Annotated in this window: 26 protein-coding genes and 1 tRNA gene; 10 read left to right on the forward strand and 17 right to left on the reverse strand. The window is 59.1% G+C overall.

Annotated elements, in window-relative coordinates:
* The first annotated feature begins 4 nt into the window (after positions 1–4).
* Together NW851_RS10405 and NW851_RS10410 are read left to right on the forward strand one after the other, a co-directional pair.
* Positions 5–1,339 (forward strand): sensor histidine kinase, encoded by a 1,335-nt coding sequence (locus NW851_RS10405; protein WP_414338314.1) that lies wholly within the window; start codon positions 5–7, stop codon positions 1,337–1,339.
* A 329-nt stretch (positions 1,340–1,668) separates the two neighbouring features.
* On the forward strand, positions 1,669–3,966 hold the full coding sequence (locus tag NW851_RS10410) for a DUF1796 family putative cysteine peptidase (RefSeq protein WP_414338317.1): 2,298 nt from the start codon (positions 1,669–1,671) through the stop codon (positions 3,964–3,966).
* Between the two features lie 66 nt (positions 3,967–4,032).
* Here NW851_RS10410 and NW851_RS10415 read toward each other — a convergent pair.
* Positions 4,033–4,105 (reverse strand) — tRNA-Thr (locus NW851_RS10415).
* A gap of 82 nt (positions 4,106–4,187) precedes the next feature.
* A complete protein-coding gene (locus NW851_RS10420) occupies positions 4,188–5,765 on the reverse strand; it encodes an apolipoprotein N-acyltransferase (protein WP_414334065.1) in 1,578 nt (525 codons plus the stop codon).
* A gap of 103 nt (positions 5,766–5,868) precedes the next feature.
* Here NW851_RS10420 and NW851_RS10425 point away from each other — a divergent pair, with 103 nt between their 5' ends.
* The gene (locus tag NW851_RS10425; protein ID WP_414334103.1) at positions 5,869–6,402 is read left to right on the forward strand and encodes an HNH endonuclease; all 534 of its coding nucleotides are present in this window, start codon (positions 5,869–5,871) and stop codon (positions 6,400–6,402) included.
* Here NW851_RS10425 and NW851_RS10430 read toward each other — a convergent pair.
* Positions 6,399–7,334 (reverse strand): alpha/beta fold hydrolase, encoded by a 936-nt coding sequence (locus NW851_RS10430; protein ID WP_414338320.1) that lies wholly within the window; start codon positions 7,332–7,334, stop codon positions 6,399–6,401. The genes NW851_RS10425 and NW851_RS10430 overlap by 4 nt on opposite strands.
* A gap of 108 nt (positions 7,335–7,442) precedes the next feature.
* Between NW851_RS10430 and ruvA the strand changes: the two genes are divergently transcribed.
* Both ruvA and nadD read left to right on the forward strand, forming a co-directional pair.
* Positions 7,443–8,057 carry a Holliday junction branch migration protein RuvA gene (ruvA, locus tag NW851_RS10435; protein WP_414334069.1) on the forward strand — a complete coding sequence of 205 codons (615 nt, stop codon included), beginning with the start codon at positions 7,443–7,445 and terminating at the stop codon, positions 8,055–8,057.
* A complete protein-coding gene (gene nadD, locus NW851_RS10440; protein WP_414334070.1) occupies positions 8,054–8,716 on the forward strand; it encodes a nicotinate-nucleotide adenylyltransferase in 663 nt (220 codons plus the stop codon). The genes ruvA and nadD overlap by 4 nt, the downstream gene beginning before the upstream one ends.
* 16 nt (positions 8,717–8,732) lie before the next feature.
* On the opposite strand, the gene psaC is transcribed toward nadD, so the two are convergent.
* Positions 8,733–8,981: a photosystem I iron-sulfur center protein PsaC gene (psaC, locus tag NW851_RS10445; RefSeq protein WP_244348937.1), complete on the reverse strand. Its 249-nt coding sequence runs from the start codon at positions 8,979–8,981 to the stop codon at positions 8,733–8,735.
* A 244-nt stretch (positions 8,982–9,225) separates the two neighbouring features.
* On the opposite strand from psaC, the gene NW851_RS10450 reads away from it, so the two are divergent.
* Positions 9,226–9,615 (forward strand): hypothetical protein, encoded by a 390-nt coding sequence (locus NW851_RS10450; protein ID WP_414334072.1) that lies wholly within the window; start codon positions 9,226–9,228, stop codon positions 9,613–9,615.
* Between the two features lie 7 nt (positions 9,616–9,622).
* Here NW851_RS10450 and NW851_RS10455 read toward each other — a convergent pair whose 3' ends face one another.
* From NW851_RS10455 to NW851_RS10485, 7 genes are all read right to left on the reverse strand, one after another.
* The gene (locus NW851_RS10455; RefSeq protein WP_414334074.1) at positions 9,623–9,955 is read right to left on the reverse strand and encodes a DUF3493 domain-containing protein; all 333 of its coding nucleotides are present in this window, start codon (positions 9,953–9,955) and stop codon (positions 9,623–9,625) included.
* Positions 9,956–9,958: 3 nt separating this feature from the next.
* Positions 9,959–10,600 carry a hypothetical protein gene (locus NW851_RS10460; protein ID WP_414334076.1) on the reverse strand — a complete coding sequence of 214 codons (642 nt, stop codon included), beginning with the start codon at positions 10,598–10,600 and terminating at the stop codon, positions 9,959–9,961.
* Between the two features lie 130 nt (positions 10,601–10,730).
* A complete protein-coding gene (locus NW851_RS10465) occupies positions 10,731–12,032 on the reverse strand; it encodes a gamma-glutamyl phosphate reductase (protein ID WP_414338325.1) in 1,302 nt (433 codons plus the stop codon).
* A 136-nt stretch (positions 12,033–12,168) separates the two neighbouring features.
* Complete coding sequence (locus NW851_RS10470) at positions 12,169–12,621, reverse strand: hypothetical protein (protein ID WP_414334079.1); 453 nt, start codon at positions 12,619–12,621, stop codon at positions 12,169–12,171.
* A 57-nt stretch (positions 12,622–12,678) separates the two neighbouring features.
* Positions 12,679–13,956 (reverse strand): hypothetical protein, encoded by a 1,278-nt coding sequence (locus NW851_RS10475; RefSeq protein ID WP_414338327.1) that lies wholly within the window; start codon positions 13,954–13,956, stop codon positions 12,679–12,681.
* Between the two features lie 22 nt (positions 13,957–13,978).
* The gene (locus NW851_RS10480; RefSeq protein ID WP_414338330.1) at positions 13,979–15,259 is read right to left on the reverse strand and encodes a hypothetical protein; all 1,281 of its coding nucleotides are present in this window, start codon (positions 15,257–15,259) and stop codon (positions 13,979–13,981) included.
* 2 nt (positions 15,260–15,261) lie between these two features.
* Entirely contained in the window at positions 15,262–16,695 is a 1,434-nt protein-coding gene (locus NW851_RS10485; protein ID WP_414338333.1) for an NAD(P)/FAD-dependent oxidoreductase, read from the reverse strand.
* Positions 16,696–16,809: 114 nt separating this feature from the next.
* Here NW851_RS10485 and gshA point away from each other — a divergent pair, with 114 nt between their 5' ends.
* The gene (gene gshA, locus NW851_RS10490; protein WP_414338336.1) at positions 16,810–17,946 is read left to right on the forward strand and encodes a glutamate--cysteine ligase; all 1,137 of its coding nucleotides are present in this window, start codon (positions 16,810–16,812) and stop codon (positions 17,944–17,946) included.
* Between the two features lie 69 nt (positions 17,947–18,015).
* Here the strand turns inward: gshA and NW851_RS10495 are convergent, their stop codons facing one another.
* Both NW851_RS10495 and NW851_RS10500 read right to left on the reverse strand, forming a co-directional pair.
* Complete coding sequence (locus tag NW851_RS10495) at positions 18,016–18,681, reverse strand: TVP38/TMEM64 family protein (RefSeq protein ID WP_414334087.1); 666 nt, start codon at positions 18,679–18,681, stop codon at positions 18,016–18,018.
* A gap of 158 nt (positions 18,682–18,839) precedes the next feature.
* On the reverse strand, positions 18,840–19,190 hold the full coding sequence (locus NW851_RS10500; RefSeq protein WP_414338339.1) for a phenylpyruvate tautomerase MIF-related protein: 351 nt from the start codon (positions 19,188–19,190) through the stop codon (positions 18,840–18,842).
* A gap of 140 nt (positions 19,191–19,330) precedes the next feature.
* Here NW851_RS10500 and NW851_RS10505 point away from each other — a divergent pair, with 140 nt between their 5' ends.
* The gene (locus NW851_RS10505) at positions 19,331–19,747 is read left to right on the forward strand and encodes a RidA family protein (protein ID WP_414334105.1); all 417 of its coding nucleotides are present in this window, start codon (positions 19,331–19,333) and stop codon (positions 19,745–19,747) included.
* A gap of 70 nt (positions 19,748–19,817) precedes the next feature.
* Here NW851_RS10505 and yidD read toward each other — a convergent pair whose 3' ends face one another.
* Positions 19,818–20,096, reverse strand: a complete 279-nt coding sequence (gene yidD / locus NW851_RS10510; RefSeq protein ID WP_414338341.1) for a membrane protein insertion efficiency factor YidD — start codon at positions 20,094–20,096, stop codon at positions 19,818–19,820.
* Positions 20,097–20,289: 193 nt separating this feature from the next.
* Here yidD and NW851_RS10515 point away from each other — a divergent pair, with 193 nt between their 5' ends.
* Complete coding sequence (locus NW851_RS10515) at positions 20,290–21,579, forward strand: MFS transporter (protein ID WP_414338343.1); 1,290 nt, start codon at positions 20,290–20,292, stop codon at positions 21,577–21,579.
* A 50-nt stretch (positions 21,580–21,629) separates the two neighbouring features.
* Positions 21,630–22,499, forward strand: a complete 870-nt coding sequence (locus NW851_RS10520; RefSeq protein WP_414338345.1) for a SpoIID/LytB domain-containing protein — start codon at positions 21,630–21,632, stop codon at positions 22,497–22,499.
* A 462-nt stretch (positions 22,500–22,961) separates the two neighbouring features.
* Here NW851_RS10520 and ubiE read toward each other — a convergent pair whose 3' ends face one another.
* The 3 genes from ubiE to NW851_RS10535 form a co-directional block, all read right to left on the reverse strand.
* Positions 22,962–23,705, reverse strand: coding sequence for a bifunctional demethylmenaquinone methyltransferase/2-methoxy-6-polyprenyl-1,4-benzoquinol methylase UbiE (ubiE, locus tag NW851_RS10525; RefSeq protein ID WP_414338347.1), 744 nt, complete (start codon positions 23,703–23,705; stop codon positions 22,962–22,964).
* Between the two features lie 89 nt (positions 23,706–23,794).
* Positions 23,795–24,520, reverse strand: a complete 726-nt coding sequence (locus tag NW851_RS10530; RefSeq protein WP_414334099.1) for a hypothetical protein — start codon at positions 24,518–24,520, stop codon at positions 23,795–23,797.
* 121 nt (positions 24,521–24,641) lie between these two features.
* Positions 24,642–24,896: a hypothetical protein gene (locus tag NW851_RS10535; protein ID WP_414334100.1), complete on the reverse strand. Its 255-nt coding sequence runs from the start codon at positions 24,894–24,896 to the stop codon at positions 24,642–24,644.
* Positions 24,897–25,417 lie beyond the last annotated feature (521 nt).

Below are 25,417 nucleotides of genomic sequence, written 5' to 3' on the forward strand. Positions count from 1 at the left end.
CCCCATGTTCCAGGCAACGCGGCGGTGGCTGGCCCTCTGGTACACGGTGGTAACGGGGGTGTTTTTGTTGCTGTTTGCCGGCAGCTTCTACTGGTATGTGCAGTCAACCCTGATTGAGCGGGTGGACGACACGCTGGGCCATGTGGTGGAAATTGTCGAGCGCTCCCTGGTGGTGGACGAGAGCCTCTTGGACCCGCAGCAGGCCCGCCACAGCTTGGAAGCCAGCTTTCGGGATGATCCCAGCACCCTAGCAGACGACCACATCGACCTGGAGTGGTTTGATCCCCAGGGATCCCTCATCTGGTCCACCGTGCCCGGCGGCATCCCTGCCCCCCTGCTGACGGAGGGATCCCTGCACACCGCCCGCATCGCGCCTGGGTATTGGCTGCGCCAGTTCACCGAGCCGATCCTGGCCAGTGGGAAGCTGCTGGGGTATTTGCGGGTCAGCCACCCCTGGTTTGAGGTGAGCAAGCCGACACGCCAGCTCATTCGGGATCTCAGCCTCTGGGTAGCGGCCAGTTTGGCCTGTGTAGGAGGAATCGGCTGGCTGCTCTCCGGTTTGGCCATGCAGCCCATCCGCCAGTCTTACCAGCAGCTCAAGCAATTTACCGCCGATGCCTCCCACGAGCTGCGCAGCCCCTTGGCCAGCATCCAGACCACGGTACAGGTGGCTTTGGCAGACTCCCAATTGGATGCCGACACCCGCCAGCGCTGGCAGATGGTGGAGCGGCTGTGCCTGCGGCTGGGCCGGCTGGTGGACGACCTGCTGTTTCTGGCCCGCCACGACAGCGGCATGGTGCCTTTCCAGCCCCGCTGCTGTGCCCTGGATGCTCTGCTGCTGCAGGTGGTGGAAGAGTTGCAGGGCTTGGCCAACCAAAAAGGGATCCGTCTAAAGCTGGATATGGCCGCCCCCCCAGAGGAGACAGGAGGGGATCCCTTTGCCTTTTGGGGGGATGAAGAGCAACTGGCCCGCCTGTTCACCAACCTAATCGAAAACGCCCTTCTCCACACCCCCCCCGGCGGCGAGGTGCAGGTGCGGCTAAAACAGCGGCTGCGCTCCGGATCCCCAGAACTGGTGCTGCAGGTGCAAGATACCGGGCCGGGGATCCCACCCCAGGCACTGCCCCACCTGTTCGACCGTTTCTATCGGGTGGATCCGGCCCGCAGCGGGGATCCCAATCGGCGGTCGGGCTCAGGTTTGGGGCTGGCCATTGTCAAAAGCATCGCCGAGCAGCACCGGGGACAGGTGCGGGTTGAGAGCAAGGTGGGGCAGGGATCCACCTTTGAGGTGATTTTGCCCCAGCGACGATTGGAAACTTGCACTCCAGAAACTGTCTAAAGGTGCTCTAGAAAACAGACAATCCTTGGACAGTATGTTAAACTAAGGCTAAAGTTCAGTCTACTCTTTACTGCAAACATCCTGGCTTAATAGCCTTACTTTTGAGCCGAGGCTCTTTTTCTGACTTTCCGTCATTTTCTGTTTCCGGATTTCAGAATTTCTCTTTAAAAGCAAAGTCAGGACTAAGACAGATGAGGCGGAACTGGATCCCAGCCTCTGCTTTCTCTTGCAAGTTGCCGGCAGGGTAGTAAGCCGACTGCTTGAGTATGTCTGTTTACCGGCAAGTCCGGAGAAGTTCCTCTCCCCCTCCTCCAAAAACTTCCAAAAAAATGTATCGTTTCCAAGTTCGCGCCACCACTCAGCCCGGTGATCGAATTGCCCTGGTGGGATCCAGCCCTCGGTTGGGCGCCTGGGATCCGAGCCGCTGTGTTTGGCTGCAGACGGATCCCGCTTGTTATCCGCTCTGGTGGGTGGAGTTGCCATTAGGCCCGGCAGATGGCACTTCTGGCCCCCTATCCTCCGGGGAGTGGCCTCAAGAGACCCCTCGAGTGGAGTACCGATATCTGCGCGTTCAGGCCGATGGCGAAGTTATTTGGGAAGCTGCCGATAGGAATCGCTGGGTGCCGCTTGAGCCTCAGCCTTTGCCATCAGTTTTGATCGTGGAAGATGGCGAGTTTGGCCGGATCCCTTCCTGTCCTTACGGCTATTTTGCCACCCCTATTCTTGAGCCTGAGCCTGAAGATTTGCCGGGACTGAAGATAGTTGTTTTGGGTAGCTCCGTTGCCCTGGGGTGCAGCGCCTGGCTATTGCGAGGTTGGGCCTGGCTGTTGCAGAAAGCCTTGCGGGAGCGCTACGGCCATCGGGTGCGTAATCTCTCGGAATTGGGGGCTACGGTCAGCCGAACGCTGGCACGGTTTGATCAAGTTGTCGTTCCCGAACAACCGGACGTGGTAATTGTGGCCTTGTCGTTGGGAAATGAGGGCTTGGCCACGGCTCTGCCGGAGCATCGACGTGCCGTCCAAAGGCGGTTTGAAAACGGCCTGCGACGCCTGATTGAGAAGATTCAAAATATAGGCGCTTTGCCCATCTTGGCAGGGGTCTATCCTCACGGCGACTATGGTCCAGAACAGCATCTGCTTCTGCAGGAAACTCAGCAAAAGATGCTCGGTTGGGGATGCCCTGTGTTCAATTGGCTGCCCATCCTAGACAATGGCCAGGGCCGCTGGAAACCAGACCTTGCTTTTGACCCCGCTCACCCCAATTCCAGGGGGCATCAGGTCATGTTTGAGGCCATCGATCTCTCGCTCTTGGATCCCGGCCAAGTTCTGTCGGCTCGTGGAAAGCTGGCTCAATCCACTGCAGAACGAATCATTTTTGAAGACGGCAATGGCTTTTGGGTAGCTGCAGAAATAGGCAGAGATCAATTTCGCATCGTGAATATAACCCCCTACCCTTATACCCTTGCGCCAACTTGGCAATCTTTGCAAACTGCTTTCCAAAAATCACGCCTGCAGCCGGGACTGTATATTGGCAGAAGCGATGCAAGGATAGGAGACAAGACCCTACATTTACTTTCCATACAAGAGGACAGTTCGGTTCAAACCACCCTCTCCATTCCTGCAGATGCCGACCTCATCTTCTCCCCAATAGCTCAGTTCTTTTCCGCAGAAGCAGTAGAAACGATCTTCGAGGATGGATCCCTGATCCTGCTCAAGCTCAGTGGATCTTCAAAAGGCTCTTCTGATCCCAGGCCTCGCCTGTGCGTGATCAATCGGAGCAATCACGAGTACAACATCCACCCCATGTGGAAGGAAGTGCGGGCTGCCCTCAGAGCTCTGCCACCAGGGGTTTATGAGGATCCCCTCTATCGCGATGCTCCTTTCCGCACGTTGATGATTGGAGAAGGGGGGTTGGAAAGCCGGGTCAAGGCCGCTCCCAACTCGGTCATGCTATTGGAATACACATGCGCCTTATCTGATATTCATCGCGTTGCTGTTGTTCCCCTGGGGGATCGCTGTGCGGTGCGAATGCTGCTCTACAAGTTGGAATATGACGGGCCTGCATTTCCTTTTGATCTGACCCGCACCAGCAACTTGGCCGATGTGGCCGATATGATCCAGCACGAGTTTCAGGGCATGTGGGATCCGCAATATTTGCACTACAGCCCTGAAGACAGGCGAATTTATCACAGCAAGTGGACAGGTCTTTCTTTCGGCCATGAGGTGGAAGAAGGGGAAGATCCACTGCAGAATATGAATCCAATCCACGAGCGGATGCGGACTCGTTATACAGCTCGCGCCAAGCGCTTTCTGTATGTCTTGGAAAAGGCCGATAAAGTTTTGTTCGTGCGCACAGGCGGTTGCCGGCGAGAGGCTGTTGTTGACTTGGTAGATAAGCTGGCGGCTAAGCGCAGGGGCAAGCCTTTCTTGTTGCTGGTTATTTCCCTTCAGTCTTCCGATGAGTTTGTAGGGATCCCCAATGTTATCCATTACAACTTGGAGTTTAACCCCGACCGCATGTGTGCAGATCCCGAGCATTGGAAGTACTGCACAGGGATCATGAGGGATATTCTCCATTCCTTGGGGGTCTCTAGCCGCAATCTTTTCTGGTGCCCCCCACAACTGTAGGCGCCGACAATGGGCGGGTGGGGATAGAGCAGAAGTTTGAGGCGCTCCAAGGTGCTCAATCCAGAAAGCTGATGATCGGACTCGAACCGATGACCTGCTCATTACGAGTGAGCTGCTCTACCGACTGAGCTACATCAGCAACGGTTGATTCGATGGGGGAACCCGCCACTCCGGAGCAAGCAATCCCGATCTTGATCCTGGGCAAGCTTACTGATCTTACCTCATCCTTGCCTTACTCGGGATCCCCGGCGCCACAACCCCAGAGATAGCCCCAGCGTCAGCCACACCAACCAATCCCCCGTGCGGCTGTAGAAGGTGGTCTCAGAACGCCGCCTTACCTCTCCCGTGATCACCCCCCGCTGAAAGATGGGGCCGACCTGCTGGAGCCGACCTGAGGGATCCACCACCAGGTTGCCGCCGGTGTTGTTGACAAACACCATGCTACGCCGGTTTTCCACAGCCCGGAAAACCGAGAGCTTGCCGTGCAGCATCGGCCAGTGGCTATTGCCAAACCAGCTATCATCCGAAATCACGATCAAAGACTCGGCGCCATGACGGGTTAGAGCGCGGCTGGGCGCAGGCAGCACGCTCTCCAGGCAGATCATCACCCCCAAAGGCCCGAAAAGCTCGCCCCCGGCCAAAGGCCGATAGCCATCCGGCGAGGGCACATAGCGCCCCGACTCGAAATAGGGAAAGATCCACTGCTTGCCAAACCCATCCAGCAAGCTGCCCTGGGCGTCGAACAACAGGGCCATGTTCAACAATCGCTGCTGCTCCTCCGGCAGATGGGCTGTGCGGGGATCCGGCTCTGTTGCCCCCGTAATCAAAGCGCCTTCTGGCGGCAGAATCGCTTGCATCGGCTCGATCACATAAGGTTCCAGGGCGGTATTCAGCAGCCGCGCCCGCAGCGCCCCCTCCGGCCAAATCACCAATTGTGCGCCGGCGGCCACCCCCTGGGCAGAAAGTTGATGCAGCTCCCGGTAGCGCTCCCTGCGGTAGTCCCAACTGCGATCGGCTTCCAACCAAGCCACCTGCTGCACCGCCGCCACCCGAAAGCCGGGATCCCTGGCCAAAGCATCGAAGTAGGCCAGGCGCACGCTTCCATAAGCCAAGACCAGCCCCGTCAACCCCAGGCCCCAGGCGAGCGTACTCCAGAAATCCCTGTTCCTGAGCAGCTCATCCAAGCAGGTTCTCAGGGATCCTCGGGCCATCTGCCTGGCCATCTGCCAAAGCACCCCATTGACAAACACAGCAAAAAAGGTAACCCCCCAGATGCCTGTGATATCGGCCACCTGGATGGCAAGGGGCCAATCGAACAACAGGGAGCCCCAATGAAAGGGAATAGGCCACCAGAGCAAGCCCAACAGCCCATCCAAACCTGTCCAGACCGTGGCCAAGCCCAGCGGACGCGCCCAAGGCGGCAGGGGATGACTCAGATGCAAACTCAGGAGCGTAGCAGTGGTAAAGAAAAGGGGGATCAGGGGGGCCACCACCACGCCCCCCAAGATCTCCCAGGCGCTCAGCACCTTGACTGAGAAGGGATCCACCCAGAAGGCATACAGGCAAACCCAAAACCAAAGGCCATAGGCCAAACGCCACCGCGCCCACCCTTGCTGTTGTTCGCACAAGTCAAACAGCGGGGCTAGGCCCAGCAGCGCCCCCGGAAACCAATGCAGCCAGCGGTTGGGGGATCCCAGGCAAAGTAGCAGAATGGCCAGCCCCATCAGCCAGCGCCTGCCTGGGTTTCCTTTTTGGAGCAGATCCTGCTGTTGGGTTGAATCTCCCACTTTCAGCTTCATCAACAAGCGCCTAAATCTAAAGCTGTGTTAACATTTTGCATAACTTCAGGGGTCTGGCGCCTTCCGGCTTGGCTTGGGGATCTCGTCAGCGGTGCGTAGCACTATGGGCAAGGTTTTGGTTTTGAATGCCTCCTACGAGCCGCTCAACATCACCAGTTGGCGCAGGGCGGTTGTTCTGCTGCTCAAGGGCAAGGCCGAGCAAATCGAGCACAACGGTCGAGTGGTGTACGGCAACATTCCTTTGCCCACTGTCATTCGTCTGCGCCACTATGTCCACGTTCCCCACAAGGAGATCCCGCTCACGCGCCGCAACGTCCTCTACCGGGATGGGCACCGCTGTCAGTACTGCGGTTGCTACGGCGAAGACCTCACCCTTGATCACGTGATCCCGCGCTCCCGCGGCGGTGGAGATACTTGGGAGAACGTGGTCAGCGCCTGTGTGCGCTGCAACGTAAAAAAGGGCAACCGCACCCCCCGCGAAGCCGGTATGCCCCTGCTGCGCCAACCCCGCCGTCCCCACAGCACCCTCTACTTTGAAATCTCCAAAGCGGTTGACAGTGGTTCCCACCGAGAATGGTCCAAGTACGCCATCGGCCTGGAAGGGGATCCCCAAGAGGAACCGTTGGACAACGGCTAAGGATGGAGTTCTGACGTGGGGGCAGCTTTGGAAATGGGGGGAGAGGTGGTGGCCGGGATCCCCGTCTCGATCCACTGGTGGATCAGGGCATTGACCTGTTCGGGGCGCTCATCGTGAGGGCAGTGGCCGGCCTCCAGGAAGTATTCCACCGCCTGAGGGTAGTGAGCCCGGTAGAGCTTAGAGCGCTCGCGGGCCCGCATCCAGGGATCCCGTTCTCCCCAGATCAACAACAGCGGGCGCACCAAGCTGCGCAGCAGCTCATCCACGTAGCGTCCCTTCTGCCCGCCCCGCATCAAGGCTACAAACACATCGGCAGCCCCCGGATCCCGCGTGGGGCGGTGGATGTCTTCCACCAGTTGGTCTGTCACCGCCGCCGGGTCGTAGTAGACCTGCTTCAGCTTGGCCCGGATCACGTGCGGCTGTCGCAAGTACTGAAACAGCAAGTAAGATACCAGGCGCTGCCGCAGGCCCCAGCCCACCAATCCGCCCAGCCATTGCCGCCAGCCGCTCGGGGATCCTTTGAGCGTGGAGAACCCCCCTGCCCCATTCAAGAGCACCACGCCCCGCACCCACTCCGGCCACTCCGCCGCCAGACTGAGCACCACATAGCCGCCCAGGGAGTTGCCGATCCCCACCACGGGCCGACGGATCACCTGTTGGCAAAAGTCCCGCAGTTGATCCCGCCAGATTTCGGTGCGGTAGTCCCAGTTGGGCTTGGCGGAGCGACCGAAACCCAGCAAATCGATGGCATACACCTGATAGTGTTGCGCCAATTCGGGAATGTTTTTGCGCCAGTGGTCGGTGGAGGCCCCAAAGCCGTGCACCAAGAGCAAAGGCTGACCCTGCTCGCCTTGTTTGACATAATGAACCGACTGCCCTCGCCAAGTCCACCGCGCCGAAATGGGAGTGGCCGATGCCGATGTTGAAGCCATAGAAGTCGCTTGTAAGCTTTTCTTATTCTAGATTCTTTTAAATTCTGCTCAGCCGACTCTGGAGCTGTAGCCGCGCAGAGTATCCTAAACACGGATTGGACTTGCAGCATGATCGCCTTTTTGAGCGGCCACCTCGTCGCCATCGAATGGGGAGAGCGCAGCAGCCTCACCGTTGAGGTGCAGGGGATCGGCTATCGGGTCAAGGCCCCGGCGCGTTTTCTCAAGCAACTGCCCCCCATCGGAGAGCCCGTGCGGGTGTTTACCCACTTGGTGGTGCGAGAGACCGAGCTGGTGTTGTACGGGTTTGGCTCGCCAGCCGAGCGCGATTTGTTTGTGGAGCTCATCAAAGTTGCGGGGGTAGGGCCGGCTCTGGGTTTGGCTCTGCTGAATACCTTTGGCCTGCCGGAGCTGGTTCAGGCAGTGGTGACCGAAAACGTGCGCCTACTTTCCCTCGCACCAGGGGTAGGTCACAAAACGGCCCAGCGGCTGGCCTTGGAGCTGAAAACCAAGCTGGCCCACTGGCGACAAGGTTTGGAGAACGCAGATCGCCCCCTGGCCGGCGGGCCGCCCATGCCCATCCGGGAAGAGGTGGAAATGGCCTTGCTGGCCCTGGGCTACAGCGCTCAAGAAATTCAGGCGGCCCTGCAAGCTTTGCCCTCCCAGCCTCGCCCAACGGAAGAGTGGCTGCGGGATGCCATCACCTACCTCAGCCGCCAGCCATGAGCCCCTCTGTCCGCAAGCAGCCCCGCATCGGCATCCTGGGCGGCACCTTTAACCCTGTACATCACGGCCATTTGATCATGGCGGAACAAGCCCTTTGGCAGTTTGACCTGGATCAGGTGCTGTGGATGCCGGCAGGGGATCCCCCCCACAAGCCCCTGGCCGCCGGCGCCAGCAAAGCCGACCGCTTGGCTATGGTCAAACTGGCCATTGCCGACCACCAGCGCTTCGCCTGCTCAGAGCTGGAGATCCGCCGTCCGGGGCGCTCCTACACCATTGAGACGCTGCGCAGCCTTATCCAGGAGCAACCCAATACCCAGTGGTACTGGATCCTCGGCGTGGATGCCCTGCGGGATCTGCCCCAGTGGTATCGAGCCGAAGAATTGGCCCGCCTCTGCCACTGGATTGTCGCCCCACGGGTGGATGCCGGCGATGCCGCCCAGGTGTTGCGGTTGGTGGCCCAACAGTTGCCCATCCAGGCGGAAATCCTGGAAGCCCCTACCTTGACCCTCTCTTCCACCTACTTGCGGCGGCAAATCCAAAAGGGGGGATCCATTCGCTACCTGGTGCCCCCTGCCGTGGAGCACTACATCCGCCAGCACCGCCTCTACCTGCAGCGTGAAGAAGGGGAGGAATCCCTCCCCTCCGAATCAATCCGGTAGAAGTACCCCCAACCCCTTAGTAGGCCAAGCCCATGCTGCGGGTGGTTTCGGGGCCGAGATAGACCCGGATGCTCAAGAAATCCGTGGGGCAGGCAGTTTCGCAGCGTTTGCAGCCAACACAGTCTTCGGTGCGGGGAGAGGCCGCGATCATCCCGGCTTTGTTGTTCCCTTTCCAGGGCACCATCTCCAACACGTCGGTGGGACAAGCTCGCACACACTGAGTGCAGCCGATGCAGGTGTCGTAGATCTTGACCGAGTGAGCCATTAGCGTTCTCCAGTCGAGCAGGTTGAAAAGTTAAAAAAGATTGACCAATCGGCGTGGCAGCAACATCGCTGCGCAAGTGCCCTCAGTGTACTGTAGTCCTGCCAAGACACCCCAAGCTCCGATCCAAATGTTCAAACAAATTTACAGGATTGGGCTAGCGGAACGGCTGTCATAAGGGCCCCGGAGCCGTTGTTCCCGTTGGGCTAGGATCGCCTGAGAAAGACCAGGGCAAGGGATCCTATCAATGGGACGCTCGCTGCGGAATTGGAGAAGGCAAACCCAAGGCCAGATGCGCCGCCTGGGGCCTGTTTTGGCCGATATCCTCCAGGAGATCTACGCAGAGAACGTCCCTCGCCTGCGCCAATGGGATCGGCAGCTCACCGAGTGGGTGTACCGCCGCGGCTGGAGGGTGGATCCCTCCTTGCCCAAGGTGGCCATCTACGTGTTGGGCGCGGTGGTGATCCTGGCGATTCCGCTGCTCACCTTGGCGGTCTTGGTTGCCTTGGTTGCCTTTCTGGCCATCCAAATAGTTCAAAAATGGCCCCAGGAAGCCCCGGCAAGGGAGCGCCGTTATCTGCCCAGCGCCGACGCGGAGGACGACTCCGATCCCGGCCCAGAGAACTGGGATTTTTAGAGCCGGGCTAGCGGTCTTGTCGGATGCCCAAGCGCTGCTTCACCTGTCTGACCAGCTTTTGCTGGGAACGGTTTTCCAGCCTGTTCAGGCCGAGGGCGCCGGCCAGGATCCCCAACTGCAGCGCCAAGCTGGGCAGGGTGGTCTCCAGATCTCGCCCCGCCAAGGCCCGGAAGAAAAATACAAATGCCCCGATGGTGGCCGAGAATCCCACCGCCAGGTAGATGAAGCGCCGCAAACTCCGATAGGGAGCGGCCAGCTCCGTGAGCAGCCTCACCCGATCCGCCATCGGATCCTGGGGCAAGCTGGCTTTGGGCGAAGACTTGGGATCCGATTCTGCCATCGACTACACCTCCTCGGGCAACAGAAGGGGATCCCGACCGGAAACCCCCGCCAAAATGGCTTCGGCAGCGCGGCAGGCGGCCAGAATATCTTGCTCTTCCCCGCCCAGGTACACGCGGCCAAAGCTGCCAAAGGGCATCACCTCGAGGATGTTGATCCGGGCCGATTTTTCTGCCTCGTTGGCGGCCAGGGGGGCATAGCCTGCCGGCTGCACCTCCAGGATGTAGAGGGTTTGGCCGGCCAACAGCATTTGGCCGCGGCGGAAACGATTGATCAACTGGGTTTGGTGGGGATCGATGTTGCGGATGATCTGGCTGGAGATGATGCGCGGCTTGAGGCGCTCCTGTTCGCTCACCCCCAGAGCAGATAGAATGGCGCGGCCAGCCGTGCGGGTATCCCCCTGATTGCTGGAGTGTACCTCCAAAAGGCCGTAGAGGCGCTCCACCACCTGCAGCCCAGGCCTCACCGAAGTGGCTTTGAGGGCGATGTCCATGACGCGGTTGATCTCGATGCCGGGGGAAATCTCGACCCAGAGGGAAGTATCCCCTGGCAGGGGCAAAAAGCCCTGGGCCACCGTGCCCAGGTAGGCCGCGTACTGGGGCTGGAGCCGATCCAAAAACACATAACTGCGCAGGTCAATCCCCAAAGGAGTTCTCCCCCGTCTGTTGGGCTGGGTTGGACGTCGGACGACCGGGCCGGCATCCCTCCCTTTCTAGTCTCACGCCATCTCCTGGCTTTTGGGGAGAACGGCAGTTCGGGATCCCAACTTTTCCCCGCTACAGGCCACCCTGAGCCACCACCTTCACTGTTGTCAAAGCTTCCAGGTCAATGGGCCCGCGCACGTGCAGCCGCTGGGTGGAAATGCCCAAAGACAGGTCGCGAAACGCTCCCAAGGTGGGGATCCCGGCTCCCCGGCCTGCCGAGAGGGGGGACGTGTTGAGGTGGATCAGGGCGGCATCCACCTCCTGGAGAAAGCGCTGGGCTGCCGATTGGCTATCGGTGAGGATCGTCTCCGATTGACGACAGCCATTTTTGTTGATCCAGGCGATCGCCTCCGTCAGGTCGGCAACGGGCTGTAGGCGCAGATGAGGCTGTTCTGTGGAGTCAAAGCCCTCCCCAAGCGGGTGAAGCTGGGGGAATCGCTCCAGAATAGGGGCTGCTGCCTGTATATCGATCCCTTGACCCAGCAAGTCTTCAATCAGGGCGGTCAGATGATTGGCGGACCAATCGGTGTGGATCAGCAGCCAAAGGGTGAGGGGCTGATAAATCGGGATCCCTTCCGCGCCATACTGGGCCAGGGGATCCAACACAACTGACTTGACCAAAGGCCAGGGAGCCGTGCGATCCACGTAGATGTGGCCGTACCCCAGATGGGTGACCAGAGTCGGCACTTTGCTGGCCTGCAACAGGAACTCCACCCAGCCGGGGCGACCGCAGGGGATCACCAGATCCACGTAGCGGGTTTGCTGCAACAACAGCAACAGTGGGGAATCGGCCTGAGGATCGGCCGTTTGGTCTTGGACGGGCAGGGTTTGAATGGCCCCTTCCGGGATCCCGTGCTCGTAGGCGGTCTCTGCCAACAGGTTGACCAGGGCCTGATGGGTTTTCTGGATAGGGCCGCTGCCGGCCAGAATCACGCCATTGCCCGTCTTGAGACACATGCCAATGCCATTCAAGGCAAACTCGGGGTAGATCTCGTAGACCAAGGCGATCAGCCCCAAAGGAACGCGGTAGCGGCCAATAAACAGCCCGTTGTCCTGACGGCACCCCCTCTCCAGGCTACCGATGGGATCCGGCTGTTGGGCCAAGAGAGCAAGCAACTGGGCGGATCGCTGCAGGCGCTCAGGAGTGAGCTTGAGGCCGTTGAGGATCCACTCCGGCAGGGTTTGCTCGCGGCAGCTTTCCAGGTCGAGGGTATTGGCCTCCAGCAGCAGATCGGAGCGATCCAGCAAACAACGCGAGAGAGCCAACAGGGCCTGGCGCTTGGTTTGGCTGCTCAGCCGCTGCATCTGCGGCAGCAAACGGCGTACCTGTCGCAGAGTAGTGCTTAGGTCAAAGGCTGAACCGAAATCTGTCACTCGCTTCTCTCCTGCCTGGCTGACCGACGACAGACCTGCTCCCTTCTCCAGACCACTGCTAACAAGAAATGGCTGGATCCACAAGTGCCGGGGCTGCTGATTCTGCAGGGGATCGCCGGGGAAAGTCCCGCCAATCTTAAGGCCGCCGCAGCAGCAGGATCGCCGTGGCCATCAACAGGGTCAGCAACAAGCCAAGAATCAGAAACCAACTGAGCAACTGGGTTTGGCTGGGAAAGAGCACCGCACCGATAAACCCCACCACCAAAACAACCCCCAGGCTAAAGGTGAGGCCCAAGAGCGTGGATCCCTGGAGGGCATTTTCCCGCCGCAAGACCCACTGATGGCCGTTCCAGAACCACATTTTGCGATAGGGATAAGAAACCGCCAGTTGCTCAATATGCAAACGGTCGGGGGTGATGGCGAAAATATGCTGGCAACGGCTGCAGCCAAAAGCCTCGGTCAGGGTGATCAGGCGCAACTGACCCTGATGGCAACACGGGCAGGGGTAGATCTTGGTGGGCTCAATCGGCTGAGCCACCCGCAGGGACGATTTCTGCCGAGGCAACTTGCGGGGAGAAGAAAACGCCACAGCTCCTAGTTGGGGAGAAGTCGGGATCCTTCACATCCTATCTTCAAGAAAGTGGAGTCAAGCTACCCAGAGATGGCGAACGTAGCGCCAGGTCAAGATTTGGTTGAGGACGAGGAAGATGAGAGCCAGAAGCCCATAGCCCAGCTTGAGAACTCTGCTCAGGTGGGGACGGGCCCAGAGGGGAAGGAAGCCGAAATCTGTGTGCCTGGCCCAGTGCAGGAGGGCCAGCACGTGTACGACGTGAACCGGCAGGCAGTAGCGAATCATGCTTCGCTGGCCCAGGGGACTCATGCCGGCTACAGCGATGTAGAACATGGCCCAGGCAGCCAAATGGAGCCCCAGCCGCTCCCGCCAGCGCTGGCTCTTGCCGGCCAGGATACTCCACCCATCCAGCAAGCCTGTAACAACTAGGGATCCCAACGTAACAGACACAAACAGTTGGCTGAGAGCATCAGACCACAGGCCAGGATCCTTCACGGGTGCAGAAGGAGAGAGCAAGACTTGCCATCGCTCAGGGGAAAGAACATAGGTAGAAGCTTGGAAAAGGGCTTGGTAATTGGCCTGCACGCCAGTGAAGTAGCGCTGCATTTCCATGTAGAGATCCCAGCGGCCAAAGCGGAGCTGACAGTAGAGGAAAAAACTCAGCCCGCCCGACAAGGCCAAAACAACGGCGCTGGCTGTCCAAAACCAAGGGCGGGATAGCCGCAGCAGAGGAACCAGCGCCACCGGCAAACCCACAATGCGGGTGGCACTCATCGCCAAGCCGTGGATCCCGGCCAGGAGTCCTGACCTCATTGAATTCAAGTGGGCCGACCAGTAGAAAAAACCCAACAAGCTGGCCATAAAGAGGGATTCGCTGTAGCCCACGACAAGGTAAAAGCTGCTGGGATAGACCAAGATCATCAAACTTGCCAAAGCTTGCCAAAGCAAGGGGATCTGCCAGCGGCGGTAAAATAGGAAAAGGTAAATCCACATCAGCCAGCAAAAGAGCTGGGCAGTGAGATAAAGCCCCAGCTCCGGATCAACTCCTAATAGGCGGCTCATTATGGTCACTGCCAGCGGATAGCCGGGAAAGAAAGCTGCATTGCTCTGCTCGTAGGCAATCTTGTCAAAGCCCACAAACTGATACCCCCGCTCCACAATGCTCAGGTACCAATAGCTATCGCGCTGGCTCAGGGCTGTAAAAGCAGAAGCATAGCTGCCGCGTTTTGTCCAGAGGTATATCGTTAACACTTGTAGGATAGTCAGCGCTAAGCCCAGCAAAAAAATCCGAGTAGAAAAGCCAACTAAACATTTGCGAATCTGCTGCAGCAGAGGGCCAGGGCGCAAACTCATCAGCTTCACCACCAAGGTTCGATCAAGCCACCCAAAGATGCTGGACGTAGCGCCAGGTGAGGATTTGGTTTAGGGCAAAGAAGACTAAAGCCAAGATCCAGTAGCCCAGCCTCAGGACACTGCCAAGATAGAAACGCACCTGTTGGGGGATGAAGCTGAAATCGGTGTATCTGATCCCATGCAACCAGGCCAGCACCTGCAGGGTGTGAATCGGCAGACAGTAGCGGATCATACTTCTCTGGGCCACGGCACTCATGCCGGCCACGGAAATGGAGAACATAATCCAGGCAGCCAAATGGAACCCCAGCCGCTCCTGCCAGTGCCGGCTCTTGCCGGCCAGGACACTCCACCCATCCAGCAAACTGGTAACAACTAGGGATCCCAGGGTGAGGGGAACAAACAGTTGACTGAGGGAAATGGCCCATATCCCATCCCCCAAAGCCTCGGAAAAGGAAAATAAGGACTGCCAGTACCCAAGAGAAAAGAGGGGGGCATAAGTACGAGGTTGAATAATAGCCAGGTAATCGAAAGAACTGGGGCCAAAGTAGCGCTGCATTTCCAGGTAGAGATCCCAGCGGCCAAAGCGGAGCTGACAGTAGAGGAAAAAGCTCAGCCCGCCCGACAAGGCCAAAACAACGGCGCTGGCTGTCCAAAACCAAGGGCGGGATAGCCGCAGCAGAGGAACCAGCGCCACCGGCAAACCCACAATGCGGGTGGCACTCATCGCCAAGCCGTGGATCCCGGCCAGGAGTCCTGACCTCATTGAATTCAAGTGGGCCGACCAGTAGAAAAAACCCAACAAGCTGGCCATAAAGAGGGATTCGCTGTAGCCCACGACAAGGTAAAAGCTGCTGGGATAGACCAAGATCATCAAACTTGCCAGGACTTGCCAAAGCAAGGGGATCTGCCAGAGACGGTAAAGTAGAAGGAGATAAACCCACATCAGCCAGCAAAAGAGCTGGGCGGTCAGGTAAAGCCCTAACTCAGGCTCAACCCGCAACAAGCGGCTGAGGGCAATAACGGCCAGAGGGTAGCCAGGAAAGAAGGCCACATTGCTCTGCTCGTAGGCAATCTTGTCAAAGCCGACAAACTGATAGCCCTGCCGCACAATCCCCAAATACCAATGGCTATCCCACTGGGTTAAACCCTTGAAGATGGAAGCATAGTCATCCTCCTGGCTCCAAAGGGAGATTAAGAAGATCTGCAACCCTGTCAAGGCTAAGCTTGGCAGCAGAACCTGGATAGAGAAAGGGGCAAGACGCTGCCGGCTTTGCCGCAACAGATGGCTAAGAGAGAAGCTCATCGTCAGACCTTCGCAGGTGGGGGTGGCACTTTGATCTCTTCTTGGTAATCACTGTCGGAGTTCACCTGCCAGAGATCGTGGCTGCCGGGGCGGAGGACGTTTTCCGCCGCCAATAGGCCCATCAGCAAGCTGTGATCCTGGTTGTTGTACTTAAACGAGCCGTAGCGACCCACCAGTTGCAAGTTTTCAAACTGGCCAAGATACTTCTGCAAAGTGGCTAGATCTTCTTTGTAGCTGCCGGCATAGATAGGATAGGTGCGGGGCAGGCGCACCACAAAGCCGCCGCGGATCTTCTGGCCTTGCAGCAGGCCAATTTGGCGTAGCTCCTTCTCAGCCAAAGCCAGCAATTGCTCCTCAGGGGCTTGCCACAAGGGATCCCCAAAGTTGCACCAATACTCACAGCACAAGGGGGTTTGTTCCCGGTTGGGGAGCATAGCCGGTGACCAATTGGCAAAGTTGGTTACCCGACCAACCTGCACTGTTGGGTCGTTGATATACAGCCAGTTGTCGGGGAAAAGCTGGGATCCCTCCACGATCAAGTAAACCAAAACCGTGTTGCGAAACTTGAGGTTGCGGGCTGCCTGCAGCACTTCTGGGGGAGGCAGTTCCCGCAGGCTCTGCACCAACACTGTCAGAGGGATCGAAGAGATGACGTGGGAGGGGGAGACCCATGTTTCCCTTCCATCCTGAAGATGGCGCAGTTGCAGCTCAACAATCCGGGATCCCTCCTGCCTAAGGGCAATGACCTCTGTATTTAGCCAAACTTTTTGGCCCTCGGCCAGCAAAAACTCCTGCATTTTTTCGTAGAGCTGACCGGATCCCAGGCGAGGAAACTGAAATTGGTCAATCAGTGATTTGACGGAGCCGCGCTTCCACCCCAGCGCCTTGCGGATCGCTTGCCCAAGGCTGAGACCTTTGATGCGCTGGGCAGCCCAATCGGCACTGATTTCGGTACAAGGGATCCCCCACAGCTTTTCCGTGTAGCCCTTAAAGAACATTTGAAAAAGTTGGGTGCCGAATTTTCCCTTGACCCAGTCGGCAAAGTTCTGGGGAGCTGGGCGGGGGATGAGTTGCGCCCAGAGATAGGAAAGGACAATGCGCAGACTTTCCCACCAGCCGACTTTGCGCAGGACTTCCCAGGCTTGAATGGGGTACTGAAAATATTGCTTGCGGTAGTAGATGCGGGTAAGCCGCCGGACAGTCACTTGTTCGGATCCCAAAACCCGGTTCCACAGCTCCAGCACCGCTGGGATCTTGGTAAAAAACCGGTGCGGGCCGTAGTCGAGAATGAACCCCTGGTAGCGAATGCTTTTGGCCAGGCCCCCGACCCTGTCTTCTCGTTCCACCACCACCACGGGGAAGCCTAGCTGGGTCAGGCGATAGGCAGCCGCCATGCCCGCTGGCCCCGCCCCTAGGATATAGATGGGATCCCGCATCTCGCCTTACTTCTGCCTTCAAGTGCTGCCGACATTGTAATGTGGGGCGAGACTGGGAAAATGGGTAGAGGAGGAAAAAGGTAGACTGAGGAGGCTGCGGCTGGAGGCTGGCCTGTGCTGTTGACCAAGGGCTTTGAGGTGGAGATGTACACCGGCACCGCCGCCGGGGAAGTGGTGGGCTTATCGGATCGCATCTGCCAGGTTTTGCCGGGGTTTGTGCGAGAACCAGATCGGCGCAACGTTGAATACATCACTCCTCCTCTCCGCCGCTACGAAGACCTGCTCTGCGCCCTGCTACAACCCCGGCTGCAATTGCGGCAATTTTTGCGCCGCCTGGGCCCCTACACCTTGCTGCCGGGGAGCACCCTGGCTCTGGGCGGCAGCGACCACTTCGAGCGCTCGGATCCGGGCAACCCCTACCACGACTACATCGAGCGCACCTACGGCACGCGGGTGGTGACCGCCAGCATCCACATCAATGTCGGTCTGCCGGATACGGAAGCCATTTTCCTCGCCTGTCGCCTATTGCGGGCGGAAGCCCCTCTTTATTTGGCCCTGAGCGCTTCTTCTCCTTTCCTGGACGGCCAGGTAACGGGCTATCATTCCAGCCGTTGGCAGGTGTTTCCTAAAACGCCGGCCCAGGTGCCCTTCTTCCGGGATCACGCCCACTACATCGCCTGGATGCAGGAGCAACTGGCCCTGGGCACGATGCAGAACGTGCGCCACCTCTGGGCTTCCGTGCGGCCCAACGGCCCGGAGCGGCCCTATCGCCTCAACCGAGTGGAGCTGCGCATCTGCGACCTGGTGGCGGATCCGGTGATGATTCTGGCCATCACCGCCCTAGTAGAGGCCCGCCTCTGGCAATTGCTATCTCAGCCGGAGGCGCTGGATCCCTTGGGGGGGCCTTTTACCCCAGCGGAGCTGGAGAGCCTTTGCGAGGCCAACGAGCAGGCCGCTGCTCGAGAATCGCTGCAAGCCCGCTTGCTCGACTGGCGTACCGGCCGGGAATGCTTAGCCCAGGAGTGGATTGAAGAGCTGCTGACTGAAGCGTGGCGCCTGGGCCAGCCCCAGGGGCTGGGTTGCTTCTTGGCTCCCTTGCAAACCCTGCTCCAGGAAGGCAATGAGGCCCAGCGCTGGCTGAAGCAGGTTAACCAGGGATCCACACCCGCCCAGGTGTACCAACGCGCCATCCAGGAACTGGCCGAACAAGACCGAGAAAGACAAGAGACCCTCTGCCAACTGGTTGGCTAAGCCTCTGCGCAAGTGTGGACGCTGCTAACCCCCCGCGGGCTCCCCAGTTCAAACCTGACTTGGATTGGCCTAGACAGGCTCCACCACTTCCCGTAGGGCTTGCCGAGCCACACGGGTGATGTAGACGGTGGCAGCTACGGTGGCGATGAGGCCCACAAGGCGAACGGCCCACTGAACCATTTGCGCTTGGGGATCCAGGCCTTCCCTGTTGGCCAGGGATCCCGCCAGCGAGCCGATGTACACATACATAAAGGTGCCCGGCACGATCCCGACGGTGCCCAGCAGGTTATCCAGAAAAGAAACTTGGGTCAGTCCCAGAGCGTAGTTGAGCAGATTAAAGGGAAAGGCGGGCGACAGACGAATCAAGCCGACGATCTTCCATCCCTCGCGCCCCACCGCCCGATCGATGGCCGCAAACCGGGGATTGCCCTCGATCCATCTGGCCACCCGTTCCCGCGCCAAGTAGCGCCCAATGAGAAAGGCCAAATTGGCTCCAATGGTTGCCCCAATCAGCACGTACAAAGCCCCAGCCAGCACCCCAAACACAGCCCCTGCGCCCAAGGTCAGCACCGAAGCCGGCAGAAGCAGCACAGTGGCCACAATGTAGATGGCAATGAAAAGCACCGGCCCCACCGGTCCCAAGCCTTCCACCCAGCCCAGAGCCTCGGCGAACCAGTCTTGAATAACTCCAAAAAATCCCAATCGATGGGCTGCCCAAAAAACAAGAACGGCCACGCCCAAAACGCCAGCAAGCTTCAGCAGAAGCTGCTGCTTTGCGGGATTTGTTCTGGGTTGGGTGGGGTCTGCCACGGCGGTCGGGAGCGTCAAAAAGCTTTTGCTAGATAGGCTGGAGCAGCCAGGCGAGGAGATGCTTGACTTGTGTGAAGTAGCTTTCACCCAAAGGTCGTGCCGTTCCATCCCCAAAGATAGCCTTTGGCATCGCCGAACTCAATGTAAATCCTCTTCTTGGGGATCCCCAATTTGTCCTCGATGGTGCTGCAAAACAACTCGCTCAGGGATCGGGTTTGATCGGCGGAAAACTGCCCAATACTCTTGATCTCTACATAGCAGCAGGGATCGGCGCTGCCGGCAAAGGTCATCGGGATCCCTCCTTCAAAAGCAGTCATTACGTAGGCTTCCGACTTGCCCAACTGCTTAGCCAGAGCAGCAGAGAGGAACTTGAGTAGGTCTGCCACGGTGGCAGGTTCTGGCTGCAGAGAGGTTTGCAACTTGATCAAAGGCATGAGCACTTTTTCTTCCCGACAAGCCTATTTTGGCATTGCGGGTTCGTCTTCTCTGGGATCCGCCTGTGGTAGCGTAGCGAAAGAGCTTCTCTTCACGGGGGCAAACCTCTATGGAGCCGAGCAATCTGGCCAATTCCGCGATGGGCCATCCGCAGGGCCAAACCGGGCCAGGCCCTTGTGCTGTACAAACCGAGGCCGCTCCTGCTCCTGTCGGCCCTTACAGCCAGGGCGTTGTTGCTTCGGGGCCTTTTCTGTTTGCCGCCGGCCAGGTGGGCCTGGATCCCAAAACTGGCAAGCTAGCGGGGGAAGATGTTGCCTCGCAAACTCGGCAGGCGTTGCTGAACCTGAAGGCGGTGCTGGAAGCAGGGGGCACGAGCCTGGCCAATGTGGTGAAGACCACGGTTTTCTTGGCGGATATGAAAGACTTTGCCGCCATGAACGAGGTTTATCGAGAGTTTTTTGCCGCAGACCCGGCGCCGGCCCGCTCTTGCGTGCAGGTGGCTGGCTTGCCCTTGAATGCCTTGGTGGAAATCGAGGCGGTGGCCTGCTATTCCTGACTGACCGGCTCCCAAATACAGCCTTTTCCAGCAACACCGATCTTGGCCTGACAGGGATCCCCCTCGTCAATCAATCTCGGCTGGGGCGATAAGTTTCGTCAGGTGCGGATCCTGGCAAGTCGGGCACTGGGTCGTAGCCCCCCGGATGCCAAGGGTGGCAGCGGCAGAGGCGGCGGATCCCCAGCCAACTGCCTCGGATGGCGCCGTAGCGCCGCACCGCTTCCAGGGTGTACTGGGAGCAGGTGGGGTAGTAGCGGCAGGCAGGAGGCAGCCAAGGGGAGATGCCTATCTGGTAGCCCCGAATCAGGGCAACCAAACCGCGAGTCAAGGGATCCGACCGTTCCGCCATAGGCGAGCGTACAAAAAGGCCACTTCCAGGCTAACGGCTGCCCCTGAACAGGGATCCTGCACAGTTCCAGACAAGAGGTTAAGATTGAAAAAGTCAGCACCCAAATAGACATTTCGTAATATTTCTGTTCAGGGATGCTGTGGAGACGGCTTTGCTCCCTGGCAGGGTTGTGAGAGTTTCATCGGGAGTGGGCGTGAGGGTATTCGGGCAGCTACAGCCGGCGCAGCGGCGCAACTTGGGCATTCTCTTCGTGGCCGGGCTGCTCTTTTGGGCCAGTCTGTCTTCGCTGTTGCCCACACTGCCGCTCTACGTCCGGGATGTGGGCGGCACCAGCCAAGAGGTGGGCTTGGTGATGGGGGCCTTCTCGATTGGGCTGCTGGCTTTTCGCCCTTGGTTGGGGCGGCTGGCGGATGGCCATAGTCGCCGGATCGTCTTGCTCATCGGCATGGGCGCGGCGGGGATGGCGCCTTTGGGGTACTGGCTCTGGGATTGGATCCCGTGGATAGCGCTGGTGCGGGCCTTTCACGGGATCAGCATCGCCGCTTTTGCCACCGCCTACGTTACTTTGGTGGCGGATTTTGCCCCGGAAGCAAAACGCGGCGAGATCTTGGGCTACATGAGTTTGGTCAATCCCATTGGTGTAGCCATCGGCCCTGCTTTGGGCGGCTTTTTGCAGGAGCTGGTTGGTTATGGCCCTCTGTTTCTCTTTGCCGCTCTGCTGGGGTTGGTGGGCTTTCTCTGTACCCAATCGGTTCGCGAGCAGCGCCGTGGGGGTTGGGGATCCCTGCCCCCGGATGGAGCGTTTTGGAGCCTTGTGCTCAACCCCAAGGTGTGCTCTCTCGCCGGGGTCATGCTCTTGGTGGGGCTGGCCTTCGGCACCCAGACCACGTTTGTGGCCCTGTTGATCCAAGAGGTCGGAGTTCCCCTCAATCCCGGTCTTTTTTATACGGCGGTGGCCTTTGCCAGCTTCGGCGTGCGCCTGCTGGCTGGTCGCGCTTCCGATCGCTACGGGCGGGGGCCGTTTATCTCTCTGAGCTTGGCCACCTATGCTCTGGCGATGGGGATCCTGTTGGTTGCCGACAGCGTCGGGGCTTTTCTTGTCGCCGGGATCGTGGTGGGGTCGGGTTTTGGCACCTTGATCCCGCTGATCTCCGCCCTGGTAGCCGATCGCTCTGAGCCGGCGGAGCGGGGGCGTTTGTTCAGCTTGGTGATGTGTGGGTTTGACTTGGGCATTGGGCTGGCGGGGCCGATCCTGGGCACCCTGGCGCTGGGATCCGGCTATCGGGCCATGTTCGGCTATGCGGCCCTTCTGGCATTGGCTTCGCTGGGAGCTTTTCTCTGCTTCTCCAATGGACGACCGGCGTCCTCCCTGTGCTTTGCCTTGGGCCTGGAACCGGATCGGTTTCGACAACCTGATTCTCTCCCTTTGGAGCAACCCCATCCGCCCGCTCCCTTGTCAACGGGATCCCGTCCCGCCCTTTAGGCACCCTGATTTTCGTTCCCAAGTCCGATTTGCTCTATCCTAGGCTGGGGTTGCTGTACAAAAAAGAACTCTGGACAGAGGCTATGGGAGCACGGGGTTGGCTTGCCCTGATGGGATCCCTGCTGGTGGGCACCTTAGGGGGATGGATAGAGAGCGCTTGGGGGGTGACGGTGCGCGTGCAATTGGCCGACGCCACCGCCCCTGTGGTGGTGGGCGTTTCTCGCCCCGCCCAACTGACCAACGGCCGCCAAGAGGTGCTGGCCGAGTTGCCCCCGATGCAAGGGTTTCTGGCCCAGCCCGGCCCTCAGGGGGTGCGCCTGCAGGGGGTGGTCAGCCCGGTGTTGTTCATCGAGCCGCCAGCGGGTGGCCTGGTGGCGGTGGATGGCCGCTGGTATTCCGGCAAGGTGCTCTTGACCGGGTATAACAGGGTAATGGCCATCAACTACGTGGATCTAGAAGACTACGTGGCCGGCGTGGTGGAAGCCGAGATGGGATCCCGCTTCTTGCCCGAGGCCCTCAAGGCCCAGGCGGTGGCAGCCCGCACCTATGTTCTTCACCACCGCAATTCCCGCGGCTGGTTTGATGTGTTTAGCGACACCCGCTCCCAGGTGTATCGGGGCCTCTCGCAGCGCTCAGCCGCCGCCCTAGCAGCAACACACGCCACCCGCGGCATCGTCATGGTGTATGGGGGGCAATTTGTAAACGCCATGTACAGCGCCAGCGCCGGCAGCCAAACCGTTGGGGTGAGCGGGATCCCCTACTTGAGAAGTCTGCCGGATTTTAGCCCCTATCCCAAGTACGGGCATGGCATTGGCATGAGCCAGTGGGGCGCCCAAGAATTGGCCCGTCAGGGCTGGACTTACCACCAAATTTTGGCCTATTACTACCGAGGGGTCAGCTTGGCCCGTCTGCCGGAGTGAGATCCTCGACGTCTCGTCCCGGCCTTCTATCTTGCCCGCATCGAGTGTGCTCTAGGTACCTCTGCAACTGTTCCTCAGCCAGCTTGGCATGCTGCTCAGCCAGTTCTGGAGGAGTTAGGATCTGAACGCTGCCCATAAACCGGTTTACCCAGCGCAAAAATTCCCCGTGAGAACGGGGTGGAAGCTGGACTTGGCTACCCATATCAAAAGCATTCGTACATAGAAGAGAGACTGTAAGAAACTTTGGGAAACTTATCAGAAGGATCGGGATGTTGCCAATCTAATTGACTCGCTGGATGAGTTGTTTATTGATGAGGAATTGTACAAGGATCTCCCCTCTCACCATCAGAATCCACCGTTTTTTAATCAAGAAGATGTCCAGCTTGTTTGCTACCAATGGTTTAGGTCAGAGCCTGAGCCTCAGGTGGATCCCTATCTACTTAGGCAGAGGCGAAAGGATCCCTATGAGGCGCTACACTGACGATCGCAGTGACAGGCCTCAATCACCAGTACTCCCATCATGCCCCACGCTAGGGGGTAAAATTTGGCGCTAGCAAACCCTGCCTGCAGGGCTATTCGCCGTTGCTCTTCTCCAGATGGAAAGCGATCCAGGCTGGGATCGATGTAGGCATATTCGGATCCCAGTCCCAAGGCTTTGGCCTGGGCAACGACCTGGGTGTTCAAGTACCAGCGCTGAAAGTGTTCGAGAAAAGGGATCCCTGTAGGGCGATGAAAATCCAAAATGGCGGCACGGCACCCCGGCTTTAGCACCCGTCGGATCTCGCGCAAGGCTTGGGGAATATCGCTCACGTTGCGCAAGCCGTAGCCCATGGTAACGGCATCGAAGCTATCGTTGGGAAAAGGCAAGGTCAGAGCGTCTCCTAGAACCCACTCGATGGGATGGTTAGGGAATAGCTGCCGGGAGCGGTGCCGGGCAATGTTCAGCATGGCGGGAGAGAAATCTAGGCCCACTACACGACCCCTGCGTCCTACTCGGCGGGCCAACTGCAGGGCCAGATCGCCGGTTCCGCAGCACAGATCCAGCACGTGATCCCCTGAGCTGGCGCCCGACCAACGCACGGCCATGCGCTTCCAAACCTGATGGAGACCCAAGCTCAAGGTTTGGTTAAAGAAGTCGTAGTGGGGAGCAATGCGGTCGAAGAGCTCTCGGATTTGCTCAGGCTGTTCAAAGGTTGGACTGGGCACTGCCACCTCATGTTTCCCTGTAAAGACCTGGGGATCTAGCCCCAAGAGCGCGAACGGATCGCCGGCCTGAAGCCAAAAGAAGAGGGGGGCTAGGGCGGCACCGGGATCCCGCTGGCTCCCACTCGGTGGCGGCGGCTGGGGTAATCGGCCAAACTCAGGGACAGGGAGCGGGATCCGGCCAAGCTGGAAGCCGGGATGCGGATGATGCCCTGGAAAACTTGGCTGTTGGGGGGCAACTCCCCCGGCAAACCTTGGGCAAGAGCGTTGATCGAGCGTCCGTTGTCGTCGGTAACGTTCATGAAGCTGTAGAGAAAGCGCACCGTCTCTGACGAGTTGTTCTGCATAGCCACATTCAAGACTACTTGGCTTCCCTCGCGACGAACCGAGAGCACCTGCATGGCAACCTGGCCACTGGTGGCAACTTGCCGAGGGAGGGGAGGTGGGGTGGGCGCCGGTGACGAGGCGCGGGGAGGCGGCGGAGATGGAGTGACAGGTCGGGGGGTAGGCGTTGGAGAGGGGGCCGCCGCCAACTCAGGCGACAGGCGGGGGGTGGGCGTTGGGGTAGGTGTTGCGACTGGCGTGGGCGTTGCCGTGAAAAGAGGGGTAGGCGTTGGGGGTGGGCGAAGGTTTGCTTCCGCTGCTGCGATCACCTCAGCCTCGTTCAGCAAGGGCACGCTGCGGGGATCCCGAACTGCGCGGGAGCGAGAAGCCTGACCGGAACCGGTGACGGGAGAAGAAACCCCCGATAGGGCTCGTTGGCCGAATAGATAGCCCAGACAAGCGCTCACCACCGCCGTGAAGAGGAATGCGCTCAACCAAAACAGCACCCCCGAGAACCCGGAGGTGAACTCCTGCGGCGGTCTGGCCAGTCTACGCAAAGGCTGTTAACTCCTGCTGCAGATTCGCTTTACCTATGATACGCAAGCAATAGGGAAGCTAAGAATTCTCGACTGGGGCAGAGTTTTTGCGCTGTTGCTCATGGGCCTGCAGCGTGGCCCTGTCCAAGTTGGGCAGCCGTTCCCCCAGCCACCAACCCGGATCTTCCCAGCTCAGGGATCCCAGCCATTTGCCGGCCCGATCCGCCAAGACCAGGCCCAACAGAACCGGAGCGGTGGTGAGCCCCAACGCCAGGCTGAGCCAGAGGGGCGGAGAGTTTTGGGGGGGAGAAGATGCCGGCTTGGGACTGGTCATGGCTGAACTCGTGCTACTCAGATCCTAAATCTACTTGGTGGCATTCCATGGAACCCAGTGCTTGGGCAGAGCGCAAATCCCACCGGACGCAGGTCGGGCAGGTCAGCGGAGCAGCAAGAGAGCCTGTGGAAAACCGTTTTATTTTTGTCTTTCATTCTGCGATACTGCTAGGGGTGATGTTGAGAATCCCAACGCAATGGCGATGGAAAATGTAGCTGGGGATCCGCTGCGACTTCCTCAAGGGCAGATGGGCTTGGCGGGATCCCAGTTGCACCTTGCCCGTTCCGCCCCCTGTGGCCTACTGTTGAGTCTGCTCTGGGTTGCTCCTGCTCTTGCCCAGCCGGAAGCCCCTGGCTCCGCTACTTTTGCTCTGCCCAACAGCCGCGAAATCCTCACCCCCCCCCCCGGGCGAGTATACAAAAAAACGAGCCCCCCACACAAAACCCGAAAAGCGATTCCCGCTGAGGGGTTTTTAAAATATTAGTGCGGGGGGGGGGGGGGGGGGGGGGGGGGGGGGGGGG

It is taken from the genome of Synechococcus sp. H55.7 (assembly GCF_047462395.1).
Lineage (GTDB): Bacteria > Cyanobacteriota > Cyanobacteriia > Thermostichales > Thermostichaceae > Thermostichus.

Coding starts and splice junctions, on each gene's coding strand:
- NW851_RS10405 (WP_414338314.1), top strand. CDS start 5: ATGTTCCAGGCAACGCGGCGGTGGCTGGCCCTCTGGTACACGGTGGTA.
- NW851_RS10410 (WP_414338317.1), top strand. CDS start 1,669: ATGTATCGTTTCCAAGTTCGCGCCACCACTCAGCCCGGTGATCGAATT.
- NW851_RS10420 (WP_414334065.1), bottom strand. CDS start 5,765: ATGAAGCTGAAAGTGGGAGATTCAACCCAACAGCAGGATCTGCTCCAA.
- NW851_RS10425 (WP_414334103.1), top strand. CDS start 5,869: ATGGGCAAGGTTTTGGTTTTGAATGCCTCCTACGAGCCGCTCAACATC.
- NW851_RS10430 (WP_414338320.1), bottom strand. CDS start 7,334: ATGGCTTCAACATCGGCATCGGCCACTCCCATTTCGGCGCGGTGGACT.
- ruvA (WP_414334069.1), top strand. CDS start 7,443: ATGATCGCCTTTTTGAGCGGCCACCTCGTCGCCATCGAATGGGGAGAG.
- nadD (WP_414334070.1), top strand. CDS start 8,054: ATGAGCCCCTCTGTCCGCAAGCAGCCCCGCATCGGCATCCTGGGCGGC.
- psaC (WP_244348937.1), bottom strand. CDS start 8,981: ATGGCTCACTCGGTCAAGATCTACGACACCTGCATCGGCTGCACTCAG.
- NW851_RS10450 (WP_414334072.1), top strand. CDS start 9,226: ATGGGACGCTCGCTGCGGAATTGGAGAAGGCAAACCCAAGGCCAGATG.
- NW851_RS10455 (WP_414334074.1), bottom strand. CDS start 9,955: ATGGCAGAATCGGATCCCAAGTCTTCGCCCAAAGCCAGCTTGCCCCAG.
- NW851_RS10475 (WP_414338327.1), bottom strand. CDS start 13,956: ATGAGTTTGCGCCCTGGCCCTCTGCTGCAGCAGATTCGCAAATGTTTA.
- NW851_RS10480 (WP_414338330.1), bottom strand. CDS start 15,259: ATGAGCTTCTCTCTTAGCCATCTGTTGCGGCAAAGCCGGCAGCGTCTT.
- NW851_RS10485 (WP_414338333.1), bottom strand. CDS start 16,695: ATGCGGGATCCCATCTATATCCTAGGGGCGGGGCCAGCGGGCATGGCG.
- NW851_RS10500 (WP_414338339.1), bottom strand. CDS start 19,190: ATGCCTTTGATCAAGTTGCAAACCTCTCTGCAGCCAGAACCTGCCACC.
- NW851_RS10505 (WP_414334105.1), top strand. CDS start 19,331: ATGGGCCATCCGCAGGGCCAAACCGGGCCAGGCCCTTGTGCTGTACAA.
- yidD (WP_414338341.1), bottom strand. CDS start 20,096: ATGGCGGAACGGTCGGATCCCTTGACTCGCGGTTTGGTTGCCCTGATT.
- NW851_RS10535 (WP_414334100.1), bottom strand. CDS start 24,896: ATGACCAGTCCCAAGCCGGCATCTTCTCCCCCCCAAAACTCTCCGCCC.